The following is a 12,132-nucleotide window of genomic DNA, read 5'->3' on the forward strand; positions in this document are numbered from 1 at the left end:
CGGCCGCGGCGGTCCCGACCGCCCGGACGAACTACTTCAGGTCGGCGTCCTCGGCCCGGCCGACCCAGGAGGCGAACGACTCGCCGTCCTCCTTCTGGTCCTGGAACCGGCGCACCACCCGCTCGACGTAGTCGGGCAGTTCGTCGGCGGTGGCCTTGAGCCCGCGGATCTTCTTGCCGAAGGACTGGGTCAGCCCCATGCCGCCGCCCAGGTGGATCTGGTAGCCCTCGACCTGCTCGCCCTCGGAGTTCATGACGAGCTGGCCCTTGAGGCCGATGTCGGCGACCTGGATGCGCGCGCACGAGTTCGGGCAGCCGTTGACGTTGATGGTCAGCGGCTCCTCGAAGTCGGGCAGCCGCTTCTCCAGCTCGTCGATCAGGGTGGCCGCGCGGTCCTTGGTCTCCACGATCGCCAGCTTGCAGAACTCGATGCCGGTGCAGGCCATCGTCTGGCGGCGGAACACGCTCGGGTTGACCTGGAGCCCCTCCGTCTCCAGGGCGGAGGTGATCGAGGCGATCCGGTCCTCCTCCACGTCGAGGATGACCAGCTTCTGGTCGGCGGTGGTGCGGACGCGGTCCGAACCGTGCTCCTCGGCGATGTCGGCGACGCGCAGCAGCGCGGTGCCCGAAACCCGGCCCACCTTGGGCGCGAAGCCCACGTAGAACCTGCCGTCCTTCTGGCGGTGCACGCCCACGTGGTCGCGGCGCAGGCCCGAGTCCAGTTCGACGGCGGGGCCGTCGGGCAAGGCGTAGCCCAGGTACTCCTTCTCCAGGACGTCGCGGAACTTCTCCGCGCCCCAGTCCTTGATGAGGAACTTGATCCGGGCGCGGGTGCGCAGGCGCCGGTAGCCGTAGTCGCGGAAGATCCCACAGACCCCGGCCCACACCTCGCTCACCTGGTCCGGGCGCACGAACGTGCCCAGGCGCTGGGCGAACATCGGGTTCGTGGACAGGCCGCCGCCGACGAACAGGTCGTAGCCCGCCTCGCCCGCCTCGTTGCGCACACCCGCGAACGCCACGTCGTTGATCTCGTGGTTGACGCAGTGCACCGTGCACCCCGACACCGAGGTCTTGAACTTGCGCGGCAGGTTGGAGTACAGCTCGCTGCCGATGTGGTCCTCGTAGATCTCGCGGATCGCGGGACCGGCGTCGATGACCTCCTCCTCGGCGACCCCGGCCAGCGGACAGCCCAGGATGACGCGCGGGGTGTCGCCGCAGGCCTCCATGGTGGACAGGCCCACCGACTCCAGCTTCTCCCAGATCGCCGGGACGTCCTCCACCCGGATCCAGTGGTACTGGACGTTCTGGCGGTCGGTGATGTCGGCGGTGTCGCGCCCGTAGTCGCGGGAGATCTCGGCGACCGCGCGCAGTTGGGCGACCGTCAGCTGCCCCCCGTCGATGCGCACCCGCAGCATGAAGTAGCGGTCGTCGAGCTCCTCGGGCTCCAGGACGGCCGTCTTGCCGCCGTCGATACCCGGCGCGCGCTGGGTGTACAGGCCGAACCAGCGGAACCGTCCGCGCAGGTCGGCGGGGTCGATCGAGTCGAACCCGCCCTTGGAGTAGATGTTGATGATCCGATCGCGGACGTTGAGCCCGTCGTCGTTCTTCTTGTTCTCCTCGTTCTTGTTCAGCGGCTCGTGGTAGCCGAGGGCCCACTGGCCCTCACCACGGCGGCGGCGCGGCTTGGCCGCGGTCGCTGTCCTGCCGGGCTGCGCGGAAGAGGGAGGCATCGCGGGTGTCTCCGATGAGGTGTCGCGGGGTGCTCACAGCCCCGGCGTCCACACCGCACGCCCGCGTCGCCGCACATCGTCGTGCTGGCGATCGGGAGGGATCCGCGTGTGGGATAAGGAGAAGAGGCAGGGCGCCGGTGCCGCGCGCACCCCTGGGGTGCGTCAAAGGGCGGTGAGATTAACCGACGCTGCAACAGATGGCGCTGCCGACCCGCAGGAAGTCCACGTGACGGCGCACGTAGAGCATGGGGTCCAGAGCAGCGATCATGTAATGAGAATGTCACGGGCGCCGACGCTTTGTCCAGACGGGGTCTGACCGCCCCCGAGTGAGTCACGTCACTAGGTCCGTGCGCCTGTGGCGCGGGACGGCTCCCGAGGAGCGCTAACGTTCTCTCCGTGGCGGGTTTCTGGGAGCGGCTGTGGTACGCCGTGGACGGGTGGCTGAGAAGCCATGCCCGCCTGCGCAGCGGGATGCTCCTCGTCCTGCGCACGGCCCGGGCCTTCGCCCGCGACCGGGTCGTCGGGCTGGCCGCCGAGTCGGCCTTCTTCACCCTCATCTCGCTGCCCGCGCTCATGCTGGGCCTCCTGGGCGCCCTGGGCCCGCTGACCGTCGTGCTCGGCGAGGACTTCGTCGAGGAGATCCGGCTGTGGATCCTGGACCTGACCGCGCGGGTGCTGACCCCGGACACCGTGGACAGCGTGGTCGAGCCGCTCGTGGACGACTTCCTCGGGGGAGTCCCGGGCGGGGTCCTGTCGGTGACGTTCCTGGTGTCGCTGTGGTCGGGGTCGCGGGCGATGAACGTCTTCATCCGCTCGATCACGATCTCCTACGGCCTGGACGAACTGCGCGGATGGGTGCGCCAGCGGGTCCTGGCCTTCGTCGCCTACCTGGGCGGGCTGCTGTTCGCCATCCTCCTGCTGCCGGTCCTGGTGGCGGGGCCGGACCTGGTCAACCGGCTGCTGCCCATGACCGTGGGGCGGCTCAACCTGTTCTACTGGCCGACCGTCGCCCTGCTCGCCGTCGCCGCGGTCACCCTGCTCTACGCCCTGAGCGTGCCGGTGCGCACCCCGCTGTGGCGCCACCTGCCGGGGGCGCTGCTGGCCGCACTGGTGCTGATCACGGGTTCGGTGGCGCTGCGGGTCTACCTGGACGCCTCCTTCGGCCAGGTGACCATCTACGGTTCCCTGGCCGCGCCGATCGCCATCCTGGCCTGGCTGTTCGTGATGGCGATCGCCGTGCTGGTGGGATCGTCCTTCAACGCCGAGATCGACGCGATGTGGCCCATGCCGCGCACCGCCGCGGCCCGGGCGGAGATCGCCAACCGGGACTTCGAGCGGGCCAACCGGCTCGTCCAGCGCCGGGAGAAGGCGTTCATCGACACGATCGTGGAGAGCAACGGGCACTGACCGGTTCCGGTCGGCGGTCGCGCTTCGGCGTCCGAAAAGCCCGGAAAGTCCTGTGTCGCCGGTAGTTTTGTCGTGCCGACGGGCGGGAGGCCGCGATCCCGCCGCACCCGAGCCCGGACGGCGCCGCCCGTGAGAGGCCGTCCCCCATGACCGTTCCCCCACCGGACGCCGTTCCCCCGCAGGACGAGGGCGACCGGGACTCCGTGCCCGTCACCGTCGAGCCCACCGTCAGTGCACGTCCCCTCCTGTACAACTTGTACGCCTGGCTCCTGGTCGGGATGGGCTTCTCCCTGGCCCGTTACCTGTCGCACGGGGACACGTTCCCACTGGTCGGTTTCGTCTGCCTCGTCTTGTTCATGGCACTTCTGCCTGTACTGTCCCTGCGTTTTCCGGCTCACTTCGCCAAGGAATGGCGTATTCCCCTCCCTGCCTTGCGGATGCAGAGAGCCGCACTGTTTCTGATGTGGGTGGGCATGGGTGTGTTGCTCGTCATCGGATTCCGGGACGTCCTGTACGGAGGCCTTCCCTGGCCGGTGCACGGGTTCCAGTTGGTCGCCCTCGTCCCACTGGGGCTTGCTGTGGAGGCCTTCGTGCGCGAACGGCGGTGGCGGTCGTGAGGGCATCCTTCCTGCTGGTCCAGGAGGCAGCGTTCGGCCTGGTGGCGTGCATCGCGATCGCCGGATGGGTGGGGACCACCGGCGACCCCGTTCCGGTGGCCGCCGGGATCTTCCTCGCCTTCCTGCTGCTCTACCCGGTCGGGCTCTGGGCGGGTGCCAACGCGGAGCTGACCTCCGGCGAGATCCACCGGGTGCACAACTTCCGGCACCCTTTCCGGATGGCGCGTCCGTGGTGGTTCATGGTCTTCTGCAACGGGTTGCTCGCGCTGTTCTTGATCGTCTCCAACGCCGTGTGGACCCTGGTGCCGCTGTTGCTGGTGTCCTGCACGGCGGGCGTGCTCTCCCTCGCCGCCGGCAGACGCGAACGCCAACAGCTGCGCGAGGCGCTCGCCCGGCCCGAACTCACCGGTCCCAAGGTCATCGGCATCCGGAGCCCGGAGCAGGTGCCGCCGGGCTGGAGCCCGGTGCTGGTCCACCGGATCGACCGCGGGATGTTCGACATGCTCGTCGACTACCGGATCCTCGTGGACGGCGACCGGGTCGGCGCGCTCGGCCCCGGCCAGACCCTCGTGCTCGGTCTCCCTCCGGGCCCGCACAGCGTCCAGGGCAGTCTCGGCAGGCTCACCAACACCCCCGTCCCCTTCACGGCGGAACCCGGTGCCGCGGTCCACTTCACGGTCGAACCGGCCAGTCCGGACCGCCGGGCCAACGCCGACCGGCGCTCGCGCCCCGGCGAGTACTTCCGCCTCGTCCGGGTCCCGCCCCGGTGAGGCCCTGACCTGCTACGCGTGCGGCCGGTGGAAACCAGGTGGCCAGATCCGGCCATTTTCGGTGTGAACTAAATATCTTCCCCAGGTGTCCACTCCATGGTGACGGTGATGCCCACGGCACCAGTCACATCCCATGTTCGGGTGAGTCTCCAGGTCACGGAGGGGAGGGCGGGACAACTGCCCCAGGTACACCGGTCCGTGCGCGCGGCGTCGACGCATGGCCGGAATAGGCGTGACGAGCGACGATCAGTATGATCGCGTGCAGCACTGACTACGCGTGCGTCGGCACCGTCTCCAGGTAGTCCCCGACCGCGAACCACCGTCATCGCTGACCTAGGTCCCCGTACCCCCGTACACGAACAGGTCCACGTTCCCCATGCCTTCGGAGGCACCATGAGCCGGGAGTCCCGCCCGGGGCAGTCCCGGCCCACCGCCGTCATCGTCATCGCGCCCGACGAACGCAGCGCCGAGATCGTCGTCGAGGGGCGCCGCCAGGTCGTCACGGGCCAGGCGCCCAAGGAGACGCGGCGCGCCGCGCTGGACGTCGCCACCGGCTACGCCGCCAGGATCGGCCAGCCGGTCCTCATCGACGCCCGGGACGCCAACGGCTACTGGCGCCTGGTCGCCACGCCCACGGGCGTGGTCCAGGCCGCAGACCAGGTCGTGGCCGGCCACGAGCCGACGCCGCCGCCTCCTCCCGCCCCGGCCGACCCTCCCGTCGGCGGTGCCGAGACCGTCGCCCGGCCCGAGGCCAAGGCTGAGAGGAAGAGCGGTCGGACCCTCGTCATCGTGGGTGCCGCCGTGCTCGCCCTGGTGCTGCTCGCCGGTGCGGGCGCCGCGGCCTGGCGCTTCCTGCCCGGCCTCGGCGGGGGCGATATCGCCGCGGACGTGACCACCCTCAACCACCCCGCGCCGCCCCACTTCTCCACGACCGTCGACTTCAGCGCGCAGATCGCCCCGGGCAGTCAGCCCGGGGTCAGCCGCCAGGGCGACCTGCTCGCCTACGTCGACCCCGAGCAGCGGCTCAACCTGCTCGACGCCGATGGCGGGCGACTGTGGTCGGTCGACCTGCCCGTGGAGGCCGGCGAGGTGCTCGGAGCGCCCTGGTTCGTGGAGTACGGCGGCGAGAAGGCCGTCGTCATGGAGACCGCCCAGACCCTGTGGTTCTGGTCCACGGAGGACGGCGATTCCGTCGGAGTCGACCTGCCCGAAGCCGCCTTCGTCCAGTACGTGGGCACATCCGCTCTCATACGCACCGAGACCGAGGCCTTCGTCCCGGTCGGCGGTGAACTGCGGCAGATCGACTTCCCCGAGGGATCGGCGCCCATGCTGGCCGAGGGGGAGAACGTTCTCGCCGCCGTGGTCAACGGACCCTGGACCTGGGTCAGTCCCGAGGGCAACCCCGTGGGGGTCAATCCCCAGCGTCCGGACGACGCGGGCGAGATGGAGGCCGTTCTCACCGCCCTGCGCGAGTACGTCGTCATCCGCTGGGAGCCCCTGCGAGGCGAGGGCACGGTCCTGGCCTTCCACGACACCCAGGACGGAAGCGTCATCGGCAGCGCCCAGGTCGATCCCGCCGACCTGGAGGAAGTGCGCCACCGCTCGGAGGCCGTGGGTACCCAGTTGGTCGCCTACGGGCCCGCGGTGATGGACCCCGAGAACGGGCGGACCGCGGTCGTTCCGGGCCTCCAACCCGACATCGCGGTCGGCCCCCTCGTCTTCGGTCAGATCGACGGAGCCCCAGTGGCCGTCGACGCCGAGGGCAGGGTCGAGGAGGCTCCAGCGGACTCCGTCCCACCCATCGGCCTGCTCGGAGAGCGGGCCGTCGTGGTCCACGAGGACCACCTCTATGCCATCCCCTCTGAATAGATCAGTACACGAGAAGAGAAAGGAGTGGGATGACCCCCAAGAAGCGCGTTTTCACCGTGACCGCGGCCGGCCTGTTCATGGCCGGTTTCTCCGCGGGTCCGGCGTTCGCTGACACCCTGGACGCGACCGCCGCTGAGGCGGCCCCCCAGGCCGCCGAGAACACGGTCGTCAACCTCACTGCCGAGGACATCGAGCCCCAGCTCGACGGGCCCGTCTTCCCCGGCCCCGGTGACCCTGGCGACCCGGGTGACCCCGGTCCTGGTGACCCGGGCGACCCCGGTCCCGGTGACCCGGGCGATCCTGGTCCCGGCGACCCCGGTGACCCCGGTCCGGGTGACCCGGGCGATCCTGGCCCTGGCGACCCGGGTGACCCCGGTCCCGGCGACCCCGACCCGGGTGACCCCGGCGACCCCGGCGACCCCGGTGACCCCGACCCCGGCGACCCGGGTGACCCGGGCGACCCCGACCCGGGTGACCCCGGCGACCCGGGCGACCCGGGCGACCCGGGTGACCCCGACCCGGGCAACCCCGGTCCCGGTGACCCGGGCGACGACGGCAACCCCCCCGGTGACGGCGGGACGCCCCCTGGTGACGGCGACGACGACGGCAACGGCGGCGGCGACGAGATCCAGGCCCCCGGTACCACCGCCCCCGGTGGTAGCGCCCCCGAGGCCGCCGCTCCGGTGAGCGAGGGCAACGGCGACAGCGACGACGACGGTGACGAGACCCTCGCCACCACCGGCGTCGACATGCAGGGCTTCGTGCTCGGCGGCGCCGTGGTGACGGGCATCGGCGCTCTGGCCCTGTGGGCCGGGGCCCGCCGTCCGGCTCCGATCGCCTAACGGCACCACCCCGCCGCACGGTCCCCGGGACCGCGCGGCGACGAGGGCCCCCGACCGTCGGGTCGGGGGCCCTCTCACGTGCGCGGGAGGAGAACCGCGCGGTCCCGCCGGGGACGGCGCGACGGTCCTTCGGACCTCACGCGCGCGGACGCAGGGCGAAGGCGAGCAGGAAGGCGCCCACGCCCGCACCCGCGATCACCCACAGCGCGTTCCCCAGGCTGGAGGAGTCGGCGAGGAAGCCCACCAGCGGCGGGAAGGCCAGGAAGCCCGCGCGGCCCAGCCACCCGACGACGGTGATCCCGTCCCCGGTGCGTACGCCCGGCACGTTCCCCGCCGCCGCCAGGGTCAGCGGGAAGAGCGTGGACACGCCCAGTCCCATCACCCCGAAGCCGATGACCGTGGCCACCGGGTTCGGTACCAGCAGGGCGAACGCGATTCCGCCGCCCGCCAGCAGCCCGCACGCGCGTCCCACGGCGGCAGCGCCGAACCGGTCGGTCACCCGGTCGCCGGCCAGGCGACCCAGCGTCATCATCGCCTGGCAGGCCACGAACGGCATCGCCGCCAGGAACAGCGACGCCTCCAGTTCCGAGGTCATGTACACCGCGCCCCAGGTGGCGGCGGAGTCCTCGATGCCTCCGGCGAACATCAGCAGCACGCTCAGCACCAGCAGGAGCAGCACGGCCCGTCCGGGCACGCGCAGGCGTCGCCCGCTCCCGGCGTCCGTGCCGTCCTCGCGCTCGCTGCTCTCCGGGCCGGGCAGCAGCATCCGGCTCACCGCCAGGTTCACGCACACCAGCACCGCGGTCACGCCGCCCAGGTGCCACAGGATGGGCACGCCGGTACCGGCCATGGCCGCGCCCAGGAGCCCTCCGGCCACCGCGGCCATGCTCCACAGCGCATGGAAGGTGTTGATGATGCTGCGTCTGTAGCGCCGCTGGACGCGCAGGCCGTGCGAGTTCTGCGCCGAGTCGGTCCAGGCGTCCGCGCTGCCCAGCACGAACAGCGCCGCCGCCAGCATCCACCAGTTCTGCGCCAGCGCGATGAATGGGAGCGCTCCCAAGGAGATGAGGCTGGTCCCCACCGCCGTCCGGCCGCTGCCGAACCAGTGGATCAGCGGGCCCGCCAGCATGCCGGTCAGGATCGCGCCGGTCGGCATCGCCGCGATCGCCAGGCCCAGTTCCGTGTTGCTCAGCCCCAGCTGGGCCTTGAGCACCGGCAGCCACGGGACGGCGTTGGTGTAGGTGAAGCCGTTGACGAAGAAGAGGGTGGAGACCGCGACCCTGGCCCTGCGGGCCTCCTGCGGAGGGGACTCGGTTCTGGTCTGGACGTTCACGGCGGCTCCCAGGACGGCTTTCGGTGCGTGCAGATGCTATCGAGTCCGGTCATCGGATGGCAGGCCTTTTCCATGGCCCCGGACAGGTTCGTCCCCGGGGCGATCCCGTTCCACCGCTCGTGCGGGACGGCCCCGTCGTGGAGCCGTCGTCCACGGTGGGACCGCCCCGGCGGGTCCCGCCGGACCCTTCTTGCCTTCGGATGGAAGAGGAAGTCAAATAGAGGTCCTGCGCCGTCACCGGACAGACCCCTGGCCGCCCCCGACAGGACCCGCGTCCCACACGTCACGCCCCCGACACGACCCGCCTCCACTCCGCCCGGGATCCTCCGCCCCGGCCCCCGTCCGCCACCCTCTCCGGGTCCCCGACCCGAGCCACCGCCCAGCGGCCCGCTCCCGCGCAGGGCGTCCAGCCCGCTGTCCGCCGCCTCCCCCACGCCGGGAACCGTGTCCGCACGGCCCGGACGGAACCGGAAGAGCCCATGATCAACACGAGCGCGCTGCGAGAGAAGCCCACACTCACCGGGAGGAGCGTACGCCTGACGCCCCTGGCGGCCGAGCACACCGACGCCTACTTCGCCGCCAGCCTCGACGAGGAGGTCCGCAGACTCACCGGCACCCACCGGCGCATCACCTACGCGCAGGCCAAGGAGTGGTGCGAGACCCGCGCGGACCGCACCGACCGCCTGGACCTGGCCATCACCGCGCCCAAGGACGGGCGCTACCTGGGCGAGCTGTCCCTCTACGCCGTCGCGCCCGACAACGAGAGCGCCGGGTACCGCATCGCCCTGTCCGCGATCGAGTTCACCGGCCGGGGCCTGGGCAGGGAGGCCACCCAGCTCGTGCTGGAGTACGCCTTCGAGCACATCGGCCTGCACCGCGTCTGGCTGTACGTCTACGCCTTCAACATGAGGGCGATCGCCGTCTACCGCTCCTGCGGCTTCGCCGTGGAGGGGCGCATGCGCGACTCCCTGCTGTGGGACGGGCGCCGCTACGACGCGCTGCTGATGGCCGTGTTGCGGAACGGCTTCCGTCGCACCTGAGGGACGGTTTTGCTCGGGGGCGGGGTTGGAACCGCCGTGTCGGGGGGTATCTCGGTACCACTTTCCAGCGGCTCATCCACACAGCCGAGAGGAGCGGTACCGGGGCCCGGTCCCCGGCGCCGGTGAGGCCATGAACCCAGTACCCGTTTCACTGCCCTTCGCCGACCGGTCGGAGGCGGGGCGCCGACTCGCGGAGCGGGTGCGCCCCTTCGCGGTCGACGAACCCCTCGTGCTGGCCCTGCCCCGCGGGGGCGTGCCGGTCGGCGCGGAACTCGCCCTGCGGCTGGGCGCCGACTTCGACGTGCTCATGGTTCGCAAGATCGGTCTGCCGGGACACCCCGAGATGGGGGTCGGCGCCGTCGCCGAGGACGGGCGCGTCCTCTACGACGACCGCGCCCTGGCCCGGCTGCACGTGCCCCGCCAGGCCCTGTCCGACACCGTCGCCGCCGAACGCGACGAACTCGACCGCAGGCGCCGCGTCTACCGGGGAGAGCGCCCGCCCCCGCGGATCGCCGGGCGCGACTGCGTCGTCGTGGACGACGGTGTCGCCACCGGGGGCACCGCCCGCGCCGCGCTGCGCATGGTCCGCCAGGCCGGTCCGGCGCGGCTGGTCCTGGCCGTGCCGGTCGCCTCGCCGGAGGCGGTCGCGCTGCTGCGGGAGGAGGCCGACGCCCTGGTGGTGCTCAGCGCGCCGGACAACTTCCGCGCGGTGGGGGAGTGGTACCGCGACTTCGGCCAGCTCTCCGACGACCACGTCACCGCCATCCTCGCCGAGAACGCGCACACCCGGCCGCGGACGGGCCGGACACGGCGCGTGCGGGTGCCCGCGGGAGGGGTCCATCTCGACGGCGACCTCACCGTGCCCGCCGAGACGCGCGGCGCGGTGGTGATGGCCGCGGGGGAGGGGCGCGCGGACGAGCGGTGGCGGTCGGTCGCCTCGGTCCTGCAGCAGGCCGGGTACGCCACCCTCCTCATGGACCTGCTGACCGAGCGGGAAAGCCCGCCCGGCTCCTTCGACACCGCTCCCGACACCGCCTCCGGTGTCGGCGCCGACGAACTCGGCGAGCGGTTGGGCGCCGCGGCCGCCTGGTTGCGCCGGACACCGGAGACCGCGGACGAGCCCCTGGGCGTGCTGGCCTCGGGCGACGCCGCGGCCTCGGCCCTGGTCGCCGCGGCCCGGTACCCGCGGGACGTGGCCGCGGTGGTGGCGCACGGAGGGCGGATCGACGTGGCCGAGGCGAGCCTGCCGGATGTGCGGGCGTCGGTCCTGGTGCTGCTGGAGGGGGACGACTCCTTCCTGCGCGAGCTCGGCGAGTGGACGCGCGCCCGGATCGGCGGTTCCACGGACCTGCGGGTGGTGTCGGGGGCCGAGCGGCTGCTCCGCGACTCCCGCGAATGGCGCCGTGTGGCGGCCGAGGCCCTGGACTGGTTCGACCGGCACCTGGACGCGGGTCGAAGGTGAGGCGCCGGCGGGCCGGACACGGCCGTCCCCTGGGTGGGAGCGGTGCCTTTCACCGGACACGGGAGGACACCGGGCATGAGAAAACCCGCGGCGCCCTCGACGTTGTTCGTCGGGGCGCCGCGGGTTGTTCGGGGGCCGGGGCCACCGGGGGAGATCCGCCTGCGGGAATTTCCGGACTACGCGGCGTTCGCGCGGCGCATGCGGCGACGGCGCTCGGAGGCGCGCTCGTCCTCGTTCAGCCCGCCCCAGGTGCCGTACTTCTCCGGACGCGAGATCGCATAGTCCAGGCAGTCGTTTCGAACCGGGCAGGCCGCACAGATCTCCTTGGCCTTGCGCTCACGGATCTCCCGCTCCGGCTGGCGTTCGCCGTCCGGACCGAAGAAGAGCACAAGGTCCTCGCCCCGGCACGCGGCGGCATCCTGCCACCCCCAGTGCGGGCGGGGGCGCAGCGCGGCCTGCCGACGTACCTGAGACATGCTTGAACCACCTCTACTGAAATCACTAGTAAGCTGTCGGAAAAAGCTTCAGTCACCAAAATTGGTCATGCGGCGCGAGTCACCCCGCACGACGCAAACGCCGAGCGGTGCGAGTGATGTTCCCCGGTGTGGCTGAGACCACGAGAAGCACAGGTACTGCGGCACCGATCCGCCGAGCGGCGGAGTGCTCTCACGCGAACGGCTGCGGAGGCGGTGACGGCCTCCGTCCGAGCCGGTACGTAATCATGCCATCCCTCGTCCCGATCATGCACGGGGGGTAGGGAAATTACTCGCACAACCGTTACCGAAACCAGATGACAACTGACCGATGTGCGGTCTTTTGTCTGAGTTTGTTGTGCATCGCAAGATCTGGGGCCTTGCGAAGGACACAGCACATCGTATGGTGCGATGTCCCTCCTGCCTAGGGGGTCCTCCTGATGTGCGGGTCACATTGCGGTCTGCGCGGAGTTCCCGGTTCGGGCCTGACCGTATGTCCTCACCCTCCGTCGATGCCGGTGAGGAGGGTGAGCGGTCCCTCCCGCGTCCGTTCCCGGGCGTCCTCCCTCGCGTCCCGTGCCCCTACCCCG

At 71.4% G+C, this 12,132-nt stretch carries 11 protein-coding genes; 7 read left to right on the forward strand and 4 right to left on the reverse strand.

Features of this window, described 5'->3' with window-relative positions; genetic code table 11:
• Window positions 1-31: 31 nt before the first annotated feature.
• Together G011_RS0109945 and G011_RS32960 are read right to left on the reverse strand one after the other, a co-directional pair.
• Window positions 32-1,729, reverse strand: a complete 1,698-nt coding sequence (locus tag G011_RS0109945; RefSeq protein WP_013153833.1) for a nitrite/sulfite reductase — start codon at window positions 1,727-1,729, stop codon at window positions 32-34.
• A gap of 178 nt (window positions 1,730-1,907) precedes the next feature.
• Window positions 1,908-1,997, reverse strand: coding sequence for a putative leader peptide (locus tag G011_RS32960; RefSeq protein ID WP_017564358.1), 90 nt, complete (start codon window positions 1,995-1,997; stop codon window positions 1,908-1,910).
• Window positions 1,998-2,125: 128 nt separating this feature from the next.
• Here G011_RS32960 and G011_RS0109955 point away from each other — a divergent pair, with 128 nt between their 5' ends.
• The 5 genes from G011_RS0109955 (at window position 2,126) to G011_RS0109975 (ending at window position 7,234) form a co-directional block, all read left to right on the forward strand.
• A complete protein-coding gene (locus G011_RS0109955; RefSeq protein WP_019608332.1) occupies window positions 2,126-3,136 on the forward strand; it encodes a YihY/virulence factor BrkB family protein in 1,011 nt (336 codons plus the stop codon).
• 146 nt (window positions 3,137-3,282) lie between these two features.
• On the forward strand, window positions 3,283-3,753 hold the full coding sequence (locus G011_RS0109960) for a hypothetical protein (protein WP_019608333.1): 471 nt from the start codon (window positions 3,283-3,285) through the stop codon (window positions 3,751-3,753).
• Window positions 3,750-4,523: a hypothetical protein gene (locus G011_RS0109965; RefSeq protein WP_231391413.1), complete on the forward strand. Its 774-nt coding sequence runs from the start codon at window positions 3,750-3,752 to the stop codon at window positions 4,521-4,523. Before G011_RS0109960 ends, G011_RS0109965 begins: the two co-directional genes overlap by 4 nt.
• A gap of 393 nt (window positions 4,524-4,916) precedes the next feature.
• Window positions 4,917-6,392, forward strand: coding sequence for a hypothetical protein (locus G011_RS0109970; RefSeq protein ID WP_019608335.1), 1,476 nt, complete (start codon window positions 4,917-4,919; stop codon window positions 6,390-6,392).
• 29 nt (window positions 6,393-6,421) lie between these two features.
• Window positions 6,422-7,234, forward strand: coding sequence for a hypothetical protein (locus G011_RS0109975; RefSeq protein WP_019608336.1), 813 nt, complete (start codon window positions 6,422-6,424; stop codon window positions 7,232-7,234).
• A gap of 136 nt (window positions 7,235-7,370) precedes the next feature.
• On the opposite strand, the gene G011_RS0109980 is transcribed toward G011_RS0109975, so the two are convergent.
• Window positions 7,371-8,567 (reverse strand): MFS transporter, encoded by a 1,197-nt coding sequence (locus G011_RS0109980; protein ID WP_019608337.1) that lies wholly within the window; start codon window positions 8,565-8,567, stop codon window positions 7,371-7,373.
• Between the two features lie 479 nt (window positions 8,568-9,046).
• Between G011_RS0109980 and G011_RS0109985 the strand changes: the two genes are divergently transcribed.
• Together G011_RS0109985 and G011_RS0109990 are read left to right on the forward strand one after the other, a co-directional pair.
• A complete protein-coding gene (locus G011_RS0109985) occupies window positions 9,047-9,607 on the forward strand; it encodes a GNAT family N-acetyltransferase (RefSeq protein ID WP_019608338.1) in 561 nt (186 codons plus the stop codon).
• Between the two features lie 130 nt (window positions 9,608-9,737).
• Window positions 9,738-11,069, forward strand: a complete 1,332-nt coding sequence (locus tag G011_RS0109990; protein ID WP_026338188.1) for a phosphoribosyltransferase family protein — start codon at window positions 9,738-9,740, stop codon at window positions 11,067-11,069.
• Between the two features lie 176 nt (window positions 11,070-11,245).
• On the opposite strand, the gene G011_RS0109995 is transcribed toward G011_RS0109990, so the two are convergent.
• A complete protein-coding gene (locus G011_RS0109995; protein WP_013153824.1) occupies window positions 11,246-11,545 on the reverse strand; it encodes a WhiB family transcriptional regulator in 300 nt (99 codons plus the stop codon).
• Window positions 11,546-12,132: the final 587 nt, after the last annotated feature.

Source organism: Nocardiopsis sp. CNS-639, assembly GCF_000381685.1.
GTDB lineage: Bacteria > Actinomycetota > Actinomycetes > Streptosporangiales > Streptosporangiaceae > Nocardiopsis > Nocardiopsis dassonvillei.